A 16,502-nucleotide genomic window follows, 5' to 3' on the forward strand; every position below is an offset into this window, starting at 1 on the left:
CGAAGGTTCTTTCGAACACCCAAAGGTCTGCTCTTGCTGGTACTCCTGGCCCTGACGGCGGCTGCGGCGCCTGTGGAAGGCACCAGCCGGGTGTTACCGGGCGTGCTGAGCGCCGTCGGTGCTGCCGCGCTGCTCGATCTGGTGCTGCTTCGTTTGCGTCACCCACGCTGGGAACTTCCCAGCGGCGCCATGCTCACCGGGCTGATCGTGGCGATGGTGTTGAGCCCGTTTGAGCCCTGGTATGTTCCGCCGGCCACGGCGGTGATTGCCATCGCGAGCAAGCATCTGCTGCGGACGCCCTCTGGAAACATCTTCAACCCGGCCGCACTGGCGCTGGTCGTGTCGTTTTATGCGTTCAATACAGGCCAGAGCTGGTGGGGGGCGCTGCCCGAACTGCCGCCCTTGGCCATCGTGGCGTTGTTCGCCACAGGAGTGTTCATCACAGATCGCGTCAACAAGATGCCTGTCGTGATCGCCTTCTTCGGCGTCTACTATCTGTTGTTCACGGCCACCGCGTTCATCGGCGACCCGCGCACGGTCGCTGAGATCTTCCGGGCGCCGGACCTGCACGCGGTGGTGTACTTCGCGTTTTTTATGCTGACCGATCCGCCCACGGTGCCGATCCGCTACCGTGACCAGATTCTTTGTGGTGTGTTGGTCGCCACCGTGAGCTACCTGCTCTTCGAACTCTCTGGCGTCGTCTACTACTTGCTGGCCGGGCTTCTTGTCGGCAATGCCTGGGAAGCGTGGCGGCGTATCTCGTCCAGGAGGCGCCCACGCGCAGCGGTGAGCCTTGCCGTGTAACCCACTGGGCGCGGAAGGTGTTCCTTCCGCGCCTGGGCCGAGTCACAACTACTTCACGGTGAAATTCAGGGGATTCGCCATCTTCTTCTGCTCGCCGGCCGCTCTGTCCTGCACCATGTTGCCCGCGTTGGTTGCTCCCCAACTGAAGCCGCCGGCTGCCTGCTCCAATTGTTCCGGGGTCAGCTCCTCTGGATCATTTTTCGGATTCTTGTCGTCAGCCATGTGATTCCCTTGTTTCGTTGCCCCAATCGGCACCACAGATTGCGGCCGGTAGTATACGCGAATAGAGGCCTTGGGCCGGCTTGCCGGCGGCCTCCGACGGACCGCAACGGCTGGTATCCTCTGTGCCATGCACAAGCGCGTTTTGGTGCTCGGCGCCGGCTTCGGCGGCCTCGAGCTGACCACCATCCTCTCAGAGACCTTCGGTTGTGACATCGATGTGACACTCGTCGACAAGGCCGACTCGTTTGTGTTCGGCTTCTCGAAGCTCGACGTCATGTTCGGCCGACAACTGCCGTCCGACGTTCGTCACGCATACGCCGACATCGTGAAGCCGGGCGTCAGGTTCGTGCAGGCCGCGGTGCTTTCGATCGATCCGGAAGGCCGGCGTGTTGTGACAGACGCGGGATCGTTCGAGGCCGACGTGCTGGTGGTGGCGCTCGGCGCAGACTACGACGTGGCTGCCACGCCGGGTCTGGCCGAGGGCGGCAACGAGTTCTATTCGATCGCAGGCGCCTTCGCGCTGCGCGACATCCTGCCGCACTTCGAAGGAGGCCCGGTCATCGTCGGCGTGACCGGGAAGTCGTTCAAGTGCCCACCCGCGCCCAGCGAGACCGCATTGCTGCTGCACGATTACCTCACCACGCGCGGACGACGAGAGGCCACGGAGATTTCGGTGGTGATGCCGTTTGGCACGCCCATCCCGCCGTCGCCAGATACCTCAAAGGCCGTGCTCGCGGCGTTCGCCGAGCGTGGGATCAGGTTCGTCAAAGACAACTTGGTGACGTCGATCGACCCGGCCAGGAAGGTGGCCGTGTTGACCGATGGCACCGAGATGCCGTTTGCACTGTTCCTCGGCATTCCTGTCCACCGGGTGCCGCAAGTGGTGATCGACTCCGGACTGTCAGCGCACGCGCACGACTGGGTGGCCGTGAACAAGCAGACGCTTGAAACGCGGTTTCCGGGCGTCTACGCCGTTGGTGACGTCAATGGCGTTGGCACGCCCAAGGCCGGCGTCTTCGCTGAAGGCGCCGCCCGCGTCGTCGCCGAAGCGATCATCGCGCAGGTGCGCGGTGATGCGGCTCCAGCAGCCTACACGGGGCAGGGCTCGTGTTACCTCGAGTTTGGCAACAACCAGGTGGGACGCGTCGACGTGGACTTCCTGAGCGGCCCCAAACCCACAGGCGCGTTTCACGAACCGTCAGAGGCGCTCGTCGCCGACAAGAAACTTTTCGGATCAAGCCGTCTGCGCCGCTGGTTCGGCAAGTAGGGCTACGGCGCACCGCAGGTCTTCCTCACCGCTGCCAGGCTCGCGATCGCGGCCTCGCGACCGTCAACCCTGGCGCCTTGCACCGCCGTGGTCAGCACATCGATCGACAGCGCGACGTCGCGGCAATCGCGCTTCTTGTCGAAATCGTACGACGTGCCTGGCTTCGCCGGCGCGATGAGCAAGTCGGCGGTGGCCTTGATCACGCCGAGCGCCTCCGCCGCGTACTTGCCGGACGGGTGGCGCCGCAGGTATTCACCGTGGAGACGATTGCGCCAGACGAGATAACAGGGCAGATGGCCCTCACATTCGCCGGCCAGTCCGTTGCCGACCGCGAACCAGCCAATCTCATCGGCCGACGTTGTCTCTGACTGTTCGCCGTGCACGTCCCACACGGTGGTGTCTGTGAGCATCCAGCGGCCGCCGGGTTCGTCGTATGTGACGAAGCCTTTGCGGGCTGCGAGCCACGACGCATAGGGCTCGCGCCGGCCGGCTCCAAAAGGAATCGCCGACAGGGCAGCCGAGGTGGCGCGCAGGCGTGCGAGTTCGATTCGTCCGCGGCCATCCCGATCGGTGTACTCAGGTGCGACCCGCTCGATGAACGCCACGAGTTCGGTCGCACTCGGAAACCCGTCGCCCTTGCGGTTCAGGCGGTCCGCGATGATGCGATCGAACGCGGGCCATGGCCAGTTGCGGTCAAACGGCCTCGCAAGACTCGCCTGCAGCCACCCTTCACGGCCATCCGTCTGGCGCACGCGCACCCAGGTTTTTTCGAGGCCCGCGGGACCGGCTTCGACCAGTTCGGTACCGAGCGGCAGTTGCGCCACCGCGGCCGCATCCGCCGACGGCATGGCGCGTAACGTGACATTCGCCGCAGCGGTGATCCGGGCGGATTCAACCTGCGACGAAGCGTAAGTGATGGGCGTGTGAATTGAGGAAAGCGCGGCGACAAGCACGAGGCAGGACGAGACGACGAGCGACGGGCGAACGAGCGACATGCGGTGACCCCTCCAGGGATCACCCGCCGCTATTGCAACTGGCGTGCCGTGGGAGACACGGCCAAAATTGCCGCGGAAGACCGTCCGGTCGCAGGAGCCGATCGTTTCTACACGGTCAGTTTCTCCTCCCTGCGACTCGCGGGTGCCAGTTACCGGATCTTCACCATGAAGGGCCATGAAGATCCATGAAGGCCTGGGGTTGAGCGCCGCCTTCGGCGGCATGCACGAGCGGAAGGAAGCCACAAACGAACACAGCGGTTAGGCAAAACGACCTCTGAGGTAATTACCGTCGCCGACTACCGGTAATTACCTCAGAGGGAGTTTTCCCAATCGCTGCGTTCGTTTGTGGCTTCCTTCCGCTCGCGCCGCCCGGCGCAGCCGGGCCCTCAACCCCGCGCTTTCAGATCGACCGCCCGACATCTGGTGAACCTTCATGGATCTTCATGGAGCTTCATGGTGAAGGGATCGGGCTAGACTCATGGCCGACGGCAGATTCCAGTCCGTCGGAGGGTATCGATGAGAATTCAGACGCTCGCCGTCGTCGCAATCGCGCTGGCCATGACCGGCTGTGCCGGCGCCAAACCTGACCTGGAAGCGCGCCGTTATATCGAGCCGCGCACGGCGGCCGACACCACGCAGGGCCCGTTCAGTGCGGCCGTGCAGGTGGGGAACACCCTGTATTTGTCGGGTGACATCGGTGTGGATGACAAGCTGCAGGTGCCCGCCACGGCGGAAGCCGAGGCGACCGCCGTCCTGAACGCCATTCAGGAAACACTCAGGAAGGCCGGCATGGCCATGGACGACCTGGTCTACCTGCAGGTGTTCTGTTCCAATGTGGCGCACTACGGCGCCTTTAACAGCGTCTACCGCACGTACTTCAAGAAGGAGTTCCCCGCACGCGCGTTCATCGGCTCCGGCCCGCTGCTGTTCGGCGCCAGGTTCGAAGTGCAGGGCATAGCCGTGAAACGCTGAAGGCGCAACGGCACGCCGACCGATTGAGTCGTGATTGACGACAAAAGTGCACAGGAGCAGACTGGGTTCAGGAGGGTTCCCCTCTGGAAGGAGGCAGTTTTGAGCTGCACCAAGCACTTTCTCAATCTGGAATGGCCGCACCACACCTGGAAGCGTGAGGTGGTCCACACCGACACGCTGTCGTTCAAGGAAACAGACATGTGGGGGCGCAAGTTCGGCGCTGATCATGTGTTGTGCCACGCGCGACTTGTGTGCCAGGAATGCGGCGCGGTGAAAGACGACGGTGATTGCGGGTGTGAGCCCGAAGAGGGCGCGCGCTGCCGAGTGCGGCTCGAACATCTGCGCCAGACGCCGCCGCAAAAAATCTGACCGAGCGCAGGGCACGGGGCTGGGTGTAGACTCCGACCGGAATCTTTCCGGAAGGGTCTCCTCATGCGAATCTCTCATCCCCTGCTGACCGTACTCCTGCCGGGCGCCTTCGTGGCCGCCCTGGCCGTCACTCCACGCGTGGCCGCGCAGTTCGGCGGCGCTCCCGCGCCTCCGCCGCCGATGCGCGCAGCCACAGGCGATGCTGTCACCGACGCGCTCCGCGGCCTGAGCTTCCGCTCGATTGGCCCCGCCAACATGGGCGGTCGCGTGACCGCGATCCTCGGCGTCCCAGGCGATCCCAAAACGTTCTGGGTGGGTGGCGCCGATGGAGGCGTGTGGAAGACCGTCGATGCCGGCACCACGTTCCAGGGCGTCTTCGAAGATTATTTTGCGTACTCAGTGGGCGCCCTCGCGCTTGCGCCATCGGACCACAACGTCGTGTGGCTGGGCTCCGGCGAGGGCGACCCTCGCAATTCCGTCGGATACGGCAACGGCGTCTATCGCTCAACCGATGGCGGGCTGACCTGGAAACACCTGGGCCTCAGCGACTCCGAACGTATCAAGCGCATCGTCGTCCACCCTAAGAACCCGGATGTGGCGCTTGTGTGCGCCATGGGCCACGAGTGGGGCGACAACGAAGAACGTGGCGTCTTCAAGACCACCGACGCCTGCCAGACCTGGAAGAAGGTGCTGTACCTCAACGCCCGTACCGGATGTTCGGACATCGATATGGACTTGAGCAACCCGCGCAACGTCTACGCGGGCATGTGGACGTTCCAGCGGAAGCCGTGGCGTTTTGACGACGGCGGCAAGGACACCGCGTTGTACGTGAGCCGCGACGGCGGCGACACCTGGAAGAAGATCACCACTACACCCAGTGAGCCGATGGCCCGCATCGGCGTGTCGGTGGCGCAAAGCAACCCACGCGTGGTGTATCTCATCACCGAATACCCGACCGCCGGCACGCTCTTCCGCTCCAACGACTACGGCGAGACGTGGACGATGGTGAATGGCGATCGGAACCTGAACTTCCGGCCGTTTTATTACTCTGATGTCGTCGCCGACCCAAATGACGAAAATACGCTGTTCACACTATCTGGCGGGCAGTCGAAATCCACGGATGGTGGCCGGACCTTCGTGCGCACGGCCAACAGTGTGCACGGCGACCATCAGGCGTTGTGGATCGATCCGAAAGACTCGGCCCGGGTCCTGAGCGGTTCGGACGGCGGCTATCAAATCAGTTACGACGGCGGCATCAATTACCACATCTTCCGCAACGTCGTGTTGTCGCAGTTCTACCAGATCAACTATGACGACCGGGACCCGTATTTCGTATGCGGCGGCCTGCAGGACAACGGCAACTGGTGCGGCCCCAGCCGCTCGAAGGCCGGCTCAATTCTCACAGACGACTGGTTCACCGTGAGCGGCGGCGACGGCTTTTATACCGTGCCCGTGCCCGGCAAACCGCACATCATCTATTCGAATTCGCAGGGCGGCTACTTCACCGTGACCGACACCCGCACCGGCCGCGCGCGCAGCATCCCGCCATATCCCAGAATGATTGGATCGGTCGGGCAGGGCATGTTCCGCGCCAAATGCCCGCTTCAACTGGGACGCGCCGATTCACATTTCGCCGCACGACGCGAACGTCACCTACTGGGGCGGCAACGTGTTGTTCCGCAGCAAGGACGAGTTCTACACATTCGACATCATCAGTCCTGACCTGACCAATGCCGAGCCGCACAAGTTGCTGGATTCCGGCGGCGAGATCTACCTCGACAACACCGCGGCCGAGTTTCACGCCACCATCCTCACGGTGGCGGAGTCGCCGCGCGAAAAGGGCGTGATTTGGGTGGGCACCGACGATGGCAACGTGCAGGTCACGCGCAACGATGGTGGCGCATGGACGAAGGTCAACGCGCGGATTCCCGGCTTCCCGGCAGAGTCGTGGGTGGGCAAGATCGACGCGTCGAACCACGTCAATGGGCGTGCTTACATCACGGTGGACCAGCATCGCCTGAATGACTTCAAGCCGCACGTGTTCCGGTGCGACGACTACGGCCAGCGCTGTGAGAACCTGTCGGCCGGCTTGCCGCAGGACGACTACGTCGTTGTGGTCCGGGAGGATCCGAAGAACCCCGACGTGCTCTACGCCGGGATGGAGCGCGGCCTTCAGGTGAGTCTCGACGCCGGCAAGAGCTGGCACGACTTCCGGCTGAATCTGCCGCGCGTCTCGGTGCGCGACATCAAGATTCACCCGCGCGAGAACGACATCATCGTCGCCACGCACGGACGTGGAGTCTGGATTCTCGACGACATCGCGGCCGTCCAGAACCTGGCGACGGCGATGACGTCGGATGTGACGCTGTTTGATGTCCACCGGGCCACGCGATGGGAGAGCTGGGACAAAGACTCGAACCTGGGCGCAAGCACGTGGCTTGGCGAGAATCCGCCGGCCGGCGCGATGATCAATTACTACCTGAAGGCCGATGCGCCGGCGACTGGCGCGGGGGCGGTGACGTTGACGATCACTGACGCCGCCGGCACGGTGGTGAACCGCATGACCAGCCGGGGCCGCGCGGGAGTGAACCGTGTGCTGTGGGATTTGACCTGGGCGAATCCGGCTGGGCTGGCGGCCGGCGGCGGCCGGGGTGGCCGTGGCGGGGGAGCGCGGCTACCCGCAGTGCCAGGAAGAAATACAGTCACGGTGAGCGCCGCAGGCAAAACGCTGTCGAAGCCGTTTGAGCTTCGCGGCGACCCGGACGTGAACCTGCCGGCGGCGGATTACCAGGCGCAGTTCGACGCGGCCAAAAAGGCGCGCGACCTCGCCGTTCGTGCCACGCAGCTGGTGACCACGGTGGACGACCTCACACAGCAGGTGACCAATGCCGAGTCGCAGGCGCGCAAGGCCGGCATGGCCAACATCGATCAGGTGCCTGAGCAGGCCGGCAGCGCGAAAGCGCAACTGACCGCGCTGATGGACAAGCTGCGCCGCCCGCAGCCGGCGATGAATTACCGCATGTATCCTCGACTGAGCGAAGAGGTGGGCACCACGCTCGGCGGCATCGTTGGACCGCAGGCGCGGCCGACGGCAGGACAACTCACCGTGCTCGGCGAACTTGAGGGGCGACGCAGCCGCGCGGCAGCAGGAGCTCACGAAAATCATCGATGGGTCGATCGCCGCGCTTAACAAGATGCTGGGCGATCAGCCGAAGGTGATCGTGCCCAGGGCCGGCGGGCGGTTGCCATGATTGCGCGAGCGAATCGACTACCGGTCATCGCACTGTTGTGCGGCGTGACGACGGCCGTCACTGCCGGTGGCGGCGCGGTGGCCGACCTCGCGCGCGGCCGGCCCGTGGTGCCGGCCGTGGAGGCGTCCACGGTGGACGTGACCGACACGCGGCTCCTCGAGCAGCCCGCGCTCAGCGCCGCGCATGTGGCCTTCATCTACGCGGGTGACCTGTGGGCAGCGAGCCATGACGGCAGCAACGTGCGGCGGCTCACCACCGACATCGGGGTCGAATCGAGCCCGGCGTTTTCGCCCGACGGTCGCCGCATCGCATTCAGTGCGCAGTACGAAGGCAACACGGACGTGTACCTCGTGCCCGTGGAGGGCGGCGTGCCCACGCGCCTGACCTGGCACCCGGGCGCGGATTTGGTGCAGGCGTTCACCACGGACGGCACTGGCGTCCTGTTCACGTCGCAGCGGTCTGTGTTCACCACCAGGTATTCGCAGCTGTTCAAGGTGTCGCTCACGGGCGGGATGCCAGAATTGGTGCCCATCCCGAATGTGGCAGAAGCGGTGCAGGGTCCGGGCGGCCGCATCGCCTACAACCCAATCGCCGGGCGCTACCAGCAGTGGAAGGAGTACCGGGGCGGCACGGTCTCGCGGATCTGGATCTATGACCCGCAGGGAAAGGAATTGGAAAAGATCCCGCAGCCCGCCACACGGTCGAATGATGCGGATCCGATGTGGATCGGCAACTCGGTGTTCTTCCGTTCCGATCGCAGCGGCGAGTTCAACATCTTCTCCTATGACCCCCGAACGAAGGCGGTGCGCCAGGTCACCCAGTACGACGACTTTCCGATCCTCAACGCGTCGGCGGGTGGCGGCAAGATTGTCTTCGAGCAAGCGGGCTATCTGCACCTGTTCGATCCGGCGACGTCGCGGTCTACCCGTCTGAAGATTGGTGTGGCGGCTGACCTGCCGGAAGCCCGGCCCAGATTCGCGAGCGGCGCGCAGTGGATTCGCGGGGCATCGCTTTCGCCTACAGGCATGCGAGCGGCGTTTGAGTACCGGGGCGAAATCGTGACGGTGCCTGCGGAGAAAGGCGACGCGCGCAATTTGACCAACACGACGAACTGGCACGAGCGGTCGCCGGCGTGGTCACCCGATGGTCAGCAGCTCGCGTATTTCTCCGACGACGGCGGCGAGTACACCCTGCGGATCGCCGGCCAGGACGGCAAGGCGCCCGTGCGCACCATCAAGGTCCAGGGCAACGGGTTCTACACCTCGCCGGCATTCTCGCCAGACGGCAAGCGCCTCTCCTACGTGGACAATTCGCAGAGTGTGTACTGGGTGGACCTGGACTCGGGCGTTTCGACGCGCATCGACGGCCACCGCGTCTACACGCCCCAGGGCATCTCGCCGCATGCCTGGTCGCCCGACTCCAAATGGATCGCCTACGTCGTCAACTCCCAACCATTGGTGACGGCCGTCCACCTGTACTCGGTGGATCAGAAGAAGTCATTCCAGATTACCGATGGCCTTGGCGATGTGGCGAATCCCGTGTTCGATCGCAGCGGCAAGTACCTGTTCTTCTTTGGTTCGACGGACGCGGGACCCGCGGTGGATTGGTTTGCGCAGTCGAGCGCGGACATGCGCGCCTCGCGCAACGTCTATCTGGCGGTGTTGCGAAACGACCTGCCGTCGCCGCTCGCGCGCGAAAGTGATGAAGAGAAACCGGCTGCGGCGCCCGGCCCACCGGCCGCACCACCTGCGCCGGGCGCCGACCCGATGCGCATCGACATAGACGACATCACGTTCCGCATCCTGGACATGCCCATCGCGGCCGGCCAGCTTGCCGACCTCCAGACCGGCGCAGCCGGGATGGTGTATTACCGCCGCACCGTGGACAACCGATCGGCGCTTGAACGGTACGACCTCAATGCCCGCAAGACCGAAACGCTGTTGCCCGAGGTGGCCGGCTACACACTCTCGGCCGACGGAAAGAAGCTGCTGTACGCCAGCGCCAACACCTGGTCCATCGTCTCTACGACGGGCCGCATTGAGCCGGCAGCGGGCCGCATCGGCGTCGCGGCCGTCCAGGTGAAGGTTGATCCGCGTGCGGAGTGGCGGCAGATCTTCGACGAGTCATGGCGCGTCAACCGCGACTTCTTCTACGCGCCGAACATGCACGGCGTGGACTGGGCCGCCATGAAACGCAAGTACGAGCCGTTCCTGGCAGACCTTGCCACACGCAACGATCTGAATCGCGTCATCCAGTGGATGTCGTCCGAACTGTCGGTCGGTCATCACCGCGTCGGTGGTGGCGACACGCCTGCGCCACCCAACCCGGTGCCCGGAGGGCTGCTCGGCGCAGACTACGCGGTTGAGAATGGCCGCTACCGATTCAAGAAGGTCTACGGCGGCCTGAACTGGAATCCGCAACTTCGGTCGCCCCTCACCGAGCCCGGCGTGAACGTTCGCGAAGGCGAGTACCTGCTGGCTGTGCGAGGGCGTGATGTGGTGCCGCCGGTGAACGTCTACAGCTTCTTCGAAAACACGTCCGGCAAAATCGTGGAGATTACCGTCGGCCCGAACGCGGATGGCTCGAGTGCGCGCACGGTTCAGGTGGTGCCGATCGGAAACGAGGCCGCGCTCCGCAATCGCGACTGGGTGGAGGGCAACCTCCGCAAGGTGAACGCGGCGACACAGGGCCGCGTGGCGTATGTGTATGTGCCGAATACGACGACGCAGGGGCACGAGTACTTCAAGCGGTATTTCTTTCCGCAGGCACACAAGGACGCCATCATCGTGGACGAGCGCTTCAACGGCGGCGGCCAGGTGGCCGACTACTACATCGATCTGCTGCGACGACCACACGTGTCCAATTGGGCGATGCGTTACGGTGCGGATCTCAAGACACCCACCGCGTCCATTCAGGGGCCGAAGGTCATGATCATCGACGAGTCAGCGGGGTCCGGCGGTGACCTGCTGCCATGGATGTTCCGCAAGTTCGAACTTGGCCCGCTCGTCGGTCAGCGCACGTGGGGCGGTCTCGTCGGCACTCTGGGATTCCCGACACTTATGGATGGCGGGTCGATTACCGCACCGAACCTGGCGATCTGGACCGCCGAAGAGGGTTGGGTCGTGGAGAACGAAGGTGTCGCGCCAGATATCGAAGTGGAGCAGACACCGGCCGATGTGATGGCTGGGCGCGATCCTCAGCTCGAGAAGGCGATTGAGGTCGTCTTGCAGGCGCTCAAGTCGAAGCCCACAGTCGATCCGAAACGGCCGCCCTATCCGGTGAAAGGGAAGACGTTGAGGGGAACGGTCAGATAGCCCGGTGATCTGCCCGGCGGCAGGCAAGGCGTCTGCGTCTGCGTCGGTGCGGCGCCCGAACACGGCGGTCGGTCGTCCGGCCTCCGCGTCGCAGGGCTCGAAACCTGCACCTCCGCCGGCTTGTCTCGCTGTCAGATCGCGTGGGGGCCCCCATCCCCACGCCTGGTGTCTTCGACTTCGGCGCAGGTTTCATGCATTCGATTCGCCCTGCTCCGAGTCGCCCTGACGACCGACCCCCGTGGTCGGCCGCCGATTGTCGGTGTCGCCACGGAGGGTGCGTGCCTGCGGGCATGGCTGTGACTCGCCTGCAGCCATCCCACCTGATGCCTTCATTGAGCAATAGCGGCAACCATGCAAGTGTTGAGGTTTGCCAGGTCGATGGCTATCATGCGTCAGGTCAACGAGATAGGGAGAGGCCGGTGTGGCCGTGCCCGTGCATGGCTGCGGGGGGTCGTTTAGCGGTCTACTCCATGACTTGTTAGCCAGATCAACATGCTATTGCAAAGAGCTGTCGCCCTTAGCCTGGCCGTCACGAGCGCTGCCGCATGCTCAGTCGAGCCCTCGGATGTGCCTACACCGAAGTCCCCGGCTTCCCTTGAGCAGCTCGTGCCTCAAGTTCCCCCAGCCCGACCGAAAGTGCCGTGGGAAGATGACATCTCAAGCCAGGACTTTCCGGATCCCCTTCCCGTTTCGGACGCAGAGCGGATTCTGAAGGAGACCGGACTCTTCAATCGAAACGCGTGGAGGCAGGTCCAAGCCTACAACGTGCTCATGGACCAACCTGACAGTCTCGCTCGATTCCAAGCCATCGCCAGGAACGCCAAGCGAGCAGGGCAAGTCTACGCGTTGTGCGCTCTGTGGGCACTCGACGAACCAGGCGCAAAGGCCTTGGCGGAACAACTGGCGCCGGTCACCGACGAGATTGCTGAAATGCACGAGGACGTGATCTGGAATCGGTCAATAGGTGAACTGGTTCGTCTCGTTCAGGACGAGCGTATTTGGGTCGAGCTGCGAAGTCTTCGAGACGAGGCCTACCTGCGCTACAAGAAGACTGGCTAACCAGCGCATGCAGCCGACAGCGGCGCGTGTCAGAATGACCGCCGCTGCGGCTGATGCCCAGCGTTAGGCAGACAGAAGTGTCGACATGACCAGAAAGGTAAGAGGACCTCTCAAAATGAGTGCCGACCAGTGGCAGCTCTGGATCGCAATCTATGGGGCGGTGATGGCATCTCTGGCTGTGGGCTGGCAGGTCTGGACGACCGTAAAAGACAAACCCCTCCTGCAGGCTTCAGCGGTCGCTCCCAATGCCCTCATGCGGCACGAGATTCGACTTCCCAATCCCGACAGCTCGCGATTTACCCTCGTCTATCCGATTGCGATCTCAAACGCTGGCTTGCGCACCATGACAGTTGTATCCGGCCGCCTGAGCCTCAATCTCACAACCAAGAACTCCGGAATGGGGTTCGAGGGAGCCGAACGAGAGAATTTCCCTTTAGGCACCTTCCCGCTCAAGTTGGAGGCTGGTGAAGCCAAGCACGTGTTTCTTCCGCTGTTGTTTGAAGCGGCACCTGGCTCACTGCTGAAGGCGGAGGACGACGGGCTGATCCACGGCGACCTGGTCCTCACGCTTGAGACAACAGAGGGGCGGATCCTTCGCACGGTCGAGTTCCGCGTCAGCCAGTTTCAGCTGAATGATGTTCGCACGCGCCACATTTATCACTGAACTCGTTCGGTTCGCCAAGGGTTCAGTGGATGATGCTGCCTAACACGCGTTGCACCGGACGGCGGCCAGTGCGATCATGAGCCGCCGCCGGTGAACGCTGGCGTTAGGCCGATAGAATCTCAGCGAATCTTTGGTGGTGTTTGTGAAATCCGACAAGGTTGCCGTTCTACTGCACGGGCCTCCATGCGCCGGGAAAACCCAAGTCAAACTGGCCATAAGTGCGTTAGCCGAACCTGGAGTTGTGCGACATCTGTCCCTTGACGAGGGTTGGGGCGTGGGCCAGCAGCGGCACTCAGGTGGTAGCCAGCGCTACTCGGATATCGTCAGCACCACGGAGTCCGTCCTAGTGATTGAGTTGGGGTGCGGCGAGCCCGCTGACCTCTCGTTCGACGGCGCCACTAGGGCAGCCGCTGAATGGGTTGGGATCCTGCGGAAGTGCGGGCGCACGCTTCATTCCTTCTTACTGGTCGTCAATCCGGATGATGTGCTTGAGCGGTTGAGAAAGAGGTACGCGGCAGACCCGGATGCCTTGTTTTGCATCTGGCAGGACTTCGGGCTGTACGGGCTCTATCAACAAGGCGATCCTATCGCGACGTTCCCGCCCAGCACGGACATCTTGGAACAGAAGATTTCCACGTCCGGCCGCTCCATCAATGACGTTGCGCTAGAGATCATGGGAAAGGCCGGGATACGTCACCACACGGCCTAACCCCTATCAGCCCTCCGGTTGTCAAGACGACAGACCCGTATCGTCACCGGGTGCGTCGCGTGTCCCAGTGAAGTAGGTCGTTACGGTCGCGGCCGTCCGTCGTCGCGGTCTTCGTTTCTCACACTGGTGCGTCAGATTGCGACGGCACCCAACACCTATTGAGGCTCAGCCTCCGCGTGGCGGAGTGCGAGCGCGCATGCGCTCGCGGCCTAGAAACTCAGTCGTGCCCTTGTACCGGCCTCCTCATGACGGGCGACGTCACCGTGCGGTGCGTCCGTTATCTCCAGGCTCGGGGAAGGGGCCGCGGCAATCGGGGCCGCGCGATGCAGCGAGGCGAAGGTGAGCGTCTCATCATCGGCGGGGGCTGCCGGACTTGGGGTCCATGATCATGCGGCGGCGCTCGAGACGCACGAGTGCACGATCCTGGGGACTCAGTCCCGAGTGGCTCCACTTAGACGTCTGGTTCGTCCCACCCTCGCCTCGCTACGCCGCGAGGAACTTCTCCATCGAGAAGACGGTGTGGCGCGCGAGCATGTAGTAGACCGCGCGTCCGATCTTGTGCGCGAGGATCGAGAGCGCTTTCCCCTTGCCGTGGCGCCGTTCGAGCCGCGCCTTGAGCCGTTGGCCCTCCCGGTTCTGACGCAGAAACGTGACGGCCGCTTCTGAAAACGCCCACTTGAGATGGACATTGCCCTGCTTCGCGCCTCCACCCCCGACGACTTTGCCCGCCGATTCGTGGCGGCCCTTCACCAGGCGGGCATACGAGGCGAACTCCTGCACGCGGTCGAAGCGCGTGATGTCATGAATCTCGTAGAGGATGGTCAGCGCGAGGATCTTGCCGATGCCCGGCACGGACCGCAACCGGTGAAACGCGTCGGCATCGTGCCGCTTCGCTTCGCGGACGATGGTCAGTTCCAGATCCGTGATGAGTTCATCGTAATGATCGATCAGCGACAGGTCGACCTCGACACTCTTGCGCACGCTGGGATCCGGGAAGTGGTCCGGGACTCCGTCGCGATTGGCCGCGTAGGCCAGGCGCTTCTCGAACACGGGCAGATTGTATTGGGCGCGGGTGTTCTGAATGTGCGCGAGGAGCTCGCCTCGCTTCCGCACGAGGTGGAGCCGCCGGCGAAGCAGGTCGCGGGTCGATCGCATCGTGGCGGGGTAGACGTACGCTTGCGGCAGCAGGCCGCCTCGCAGCAGGACGGCAATCTTGTGGGAATCGATCTTGTCGTTCTTGGCCTTGCCGCCGTGGATGGCCTTCATCGCCAGGGCGTGCCCCAGCACGAACGCGATGCCGTCGTCCGCACAGACATCGGCCAGCCAGTACCACGTGAACATGCACTCGACCGCGACGACCAGGCCCTGGCGATAGGGCGCGACGACGTCGCGGAACGCCTCCGGCGTCGATGGCATGTTCCGGTGCACCAAGACCTTGCCGGCCGCATCGAGGATGCACACGTACATGGTCTTCACGTGGAGATCGATCCCGCAATAGTGCTCGTGTGTCTGGTTGTAGAATCGCATTTGGTCCTCCTTCTGCGCGCTCTGCGCATTCACCCTGCTACGAGCCTACCGTCACGGTGGAGCAGGAGGAGGGCTGTATGAGAATCATCGGCTTGCAGCCGACGGCTGATCTTCCCTCGATAAAGTAGACACTTCGACCTAACTGCAGGAGGTGTCCCATGGGACGACCCGGTCCGCGGAAGGTGCAGTGTTACAGCCTGGACTTCAAACGCACGGCGGTGGGGTTGAGTCGTCAACCCGGCATGCAGGTCCAGGTCGTCGCGGCCGCGCTTGAGATTCACCCCTTCATGCTCTCGCGATGGCGCAAGGAGTTCCGCGAGGGACGTTTGAAGCCGTCGCGTCGCGCACCGCGACCGCGGCCGCCGAAGGTCGCGGTGGTCCGCGAACTCCGCCGCCTACAGGCCTTGGAAGTCGCGCACCGCGTGCTGCAGGAGGAGCACGCCCTGTTAAAAAAAGCCATCAGGTTCTGTTCCGCTCGAAGGGCGACGTCTTCGCGTTCATCGAAGCGCAACAGAGGACCTGGTCGGTGACGCGATTGTGTCGGCGGTATGGCGTCACGCGCGCCGGTTTTTATGCGTGGCGCCGCCGCCCGGTGTCGGCACGCCTCAGGCAGGACGAGCAGTTGCTGATGGTCATGCGCCCGCTCTTTGAGGCGAGCCACGGCACCTACGGGAGTCCGCGGCTGCATCAAGCGCTCCGACAGGCCGGGTACGCGGTCAGTCGGCGCCGCGTCGAACGTCTGATGCGGACGGCCGGCTGGCGGGCACGTATGGTGCGCGTGTACCGACCGAAGGCCGGCACGCATCGGTGGTTTGGGCAGCATACCAATCACGTGCAGCGCATCCGCGCGGATCGGCTCAATCAAATCTGGGTCGGCGACCTGACGTATCTGTCAGTGTCTGGGCGCTGGTGGTATCTCGCGGTGATCCTCGACCAATGCTCGCGCCGGGTGCTGGCGTGGCGCGTGGGATCGGTGCGCGACTCGCGCCTGACCAGCGCGGTGCTGTCGGCGGCCTTGCGGCGCCGACGCCCAGCGCCGGGCCTGATCTTTCACACCGATCGAGGGAGCGAATTCCTCGGGGCACGCGTGCGCCAACAACTCCATCAGGTCCACGCCCGCCAGAGCATGACGCGTGGGGGCGCGCCCGGCGAGAACGCCCACATGGAATCGTTCTTTCATTCCATGAAGGCGGACGGCATCCACGGGCGCACGTTTCACACCGTGCGTGACCTCCGCCAGCACCTGCGGCAGTACCTGCGCTACTACAATCACCAGCGCCTGCATTCGGCGCTGGGCTATCGTTCTCCAATTGACTATGAGCAGCACGCAGCGTAGAACATCTACCTGT

Annotated in this window: 16 protein-coding genes; 13 read left to right on the forward strand and 3 right to left on the reverse strand. The window is 63.7% G+C overall.

The window, feature by feature from the left end:
- The first annotated feature begins 33 nt into the window (after window positions 1-33).
- Window positions 34-804 (forward strand): RnfABCDGE type electron transport complex subunit D, encoded by a 771-nt coding sequence (locus IPL75_00365; GenBank protein MBK9238721.1) that lies wholly within the window; start codon window positions 34-36, stop codon window positions 802-804.
- A 48-nt stretch (window positions 805-852) separates the two neighbouring features.
- Here the strand turns inward: IPL75_00365 and IPL75_00370 are convergent, their stop codons facing one another.
- Window positions 853-1,026: a hypothetical protein gene (locus tag IPL75_00370; GenBank protein ID MBK9238722.1), complete on the reverse strand. Its 174-nt coding sequence runs from the start codon at window positions 1,024-1,026 to the stop codon at window positions 853-855.
- 127 nt (window positions 1,027-1,153) lie between these two features.
- On the opposite strand from IPL75_00370, the gene IPL75_00375 reads away from it, so the two are divergent.
- The gene (locus tag IPL75_00375; protein ID MBK9238723.1) at window positions 1,154-2,293 is read left to right on the forward strand and encodes an FAD-dependent oxidoreductase; all 1,140 of its coding nucleotides are present in this window, start codon (window positions 1,154-1,156) and stop codon (window positions 2,291-2,293) included.
- A gap of 2 nt (window positions 2,294-2,295) precedes the next feature.
- Here IPL75_00375 and IPL75_00380 read toward each other — a convergent pair whose 3' ends face one another.
- A complete protein-coding gene (locus tag IPL75_00380; GenBank protein ID MBK9238724.1) occupies window positions 2,296-3,288 on the reverse strand; it encodes a hypothetical protein in 993 nt (330 codons plus the stop codon).
- Between the two features lie 3 nt (window positions 3,289-3,291).
- Between IPL75_00380 and IPL75_00385 the strand changes: the two genes are divergently transcribed.
- The 9 genes from IPL75_00385 to IPL75_00425 all read left to right on the forward strand — a co-directional run bounded on the left by IPL75_00385 (window position 3,292) and on the right by IPL75_00425 (window position 13,626).
- The gene (locus tag IPL75_00385; protein ID MBK9238725.1) at window positions 3,292-3,477 is read left to right on the forward strand and encodes a hypothetical protein; all 186 of its coding nucleotides are present in this window, start codon (window positions 3,292-3,294) and stop codon (window positions 3,475-3,477) included.
- A gap of 369 nt (window positions 3,478-3,846) precedes the next feature.
- Complete coding sequence (locus IPL75_00390) at window positions 3,847-4,260, forward strand: RidA family protein (GenBank protein ID MBK9238726.1); 414 nt, start codon at window positions 3,847-3,849, stop codon at window positions 4,258-4,260.
- A gap of 99 nt (window positions 4,261-4,359) precedes the next feature.
- Window positions 4,360-4,629 (forward strand): hypothetical protein, encoded by a 270-nt coding sequence (locus IPL75_00395; GenBank protein ID MBK9238727.1) that lies wholly within the window; start codon window positions 4,360-4,362, stop codon window positions 4,627-4,629.
- A 63-nt stretch (window positions 4,630-4,692) separates the two neighbouring features.
- The gene (locus tag IPL75_00400; protein ID MBK9238728.1) at window positions 4,693-6,351 is read left to right on the forward strand and encodes a hypothetical protein; all 1,659 of its coding nucleotides are present in this window, start codon (window positions 4,693-4,695) and stop codon (window positions 6,349-6,351) included.
- A complete protein-coding gene (locus IPL75_00405) occupies window positions 6,299-7,819 on the forward strand; it encodes a hypothetical protein (GenBank protein MBK9238729.1) in 1,521 nt (506 codons plus the stop codon). Before IPL75_00400 ends, IPL75_00405 begins: the two co-directional genes overlap by 53 nt.
- A 57-nt stretch (window positions 7,820-7,876) precedes the next feature.
- Window positions 7,877-11,194 (forward strand): PD40 domain-containing protein, encoded by a 3,318-nt coding sequence (locus IPL75_00410; GenBank protein MBK9238730.1) that lies wholly within the window; start codon window positions 7,877-7,879, stop codon window positions 11,192-11,194.
- 771 nt (window positions 11,195-11,965) lie between these two features.
- A complete protein-coding gene (locus tag IPL75_00415; GenBank protein ID MBK9238731.1) occupies window positions 11,966-12,253 on the forward strand; it encodes a hypothetical protein in 288 nt (95 codons plus the stop codon).
- Window positions 12,254-12,338: 85 nt separating this feature from the next.
- Window positions 12,339-12,917: a hypothetical protein gene (locus IPL75_00420; GenBank protein MBK9238732.1), complete on the forward strand. Its 579-nt coding sequence runs from the start codon at window positions 12,339-12,341 to the stop codon at window positions 12,915-12,917.
- A gap of 130 nt (window positions 12,918-13,047) precedes the next feature.
- On the forward strand, window positions 13,048-13,626 hold the full coding sequence (locus IPL75_00425; GenBank protein ID MBK9238733.1) for a hypothetical protein: 579 nt from the start codon (window positions 13,048-13,050) through the stop codon (window positions 13,624-13,626).
- A 483-nt stretch (window positions 13,627-14,109) separates the two neighbouring features.
- Here IPL75_00425 and IPL75_00430 read toward each other — a convergent pair whose 3' ends face one another.
- A complete protein-coding gene (locus tag IPL75_00430) occupies window positions 14,110-15,153 on the reverse strand; it encodes an IS110 family transposase (GenBank protein MBK9238734.1) in 1,044 nt (347 codons plus the stop codon).
- 158 nt (window positions 15,154-15,311) lie between these two features.
- On the opposite strand from IPL75_00430, the gene IPL75_00435 reads away from it, so the two are divergent.
- Together IPL75_00435 and IPL75_00440 are read left to right on the forward strand one after the other, a co-directional pair.
- Window positions 15,312-15,683, forward strand: coding sequence for a transposase (locus tag IPL75_00435; protein MBK9238735.1), 372 nt, complete (start codon window positions 15,312-15,314; stop codon window positions 15,681-15,683).
- Window positions 15,680-16,489 carry an IS3 family transposase gene (locus IPL75_00440; protein ID MBK9238736.1) on the forward strand — a complete coding sequence of 270 codons (810 nt, stop codon included), beginning with the start codon at window positions 15,680-15,682 and terminating at the stop codon, window positions 16,487-16,489. Before IPL75_00435 ends, IPL75_00440 begins: the two co-directional genes overlap by 4 nt.
- Window positions 16,490-16,502: the final 13 nt, after the last annotated feature.

It is taken from the genome of Acidobacteriota bacterium (assembly GCA_016716905.1).
Classification (GTDB): domain Bacteria; phylum Acidobacteriota; class Vicinamibacteria; order Vicinamibacterales; family SCN-69-37; genus SYFT01.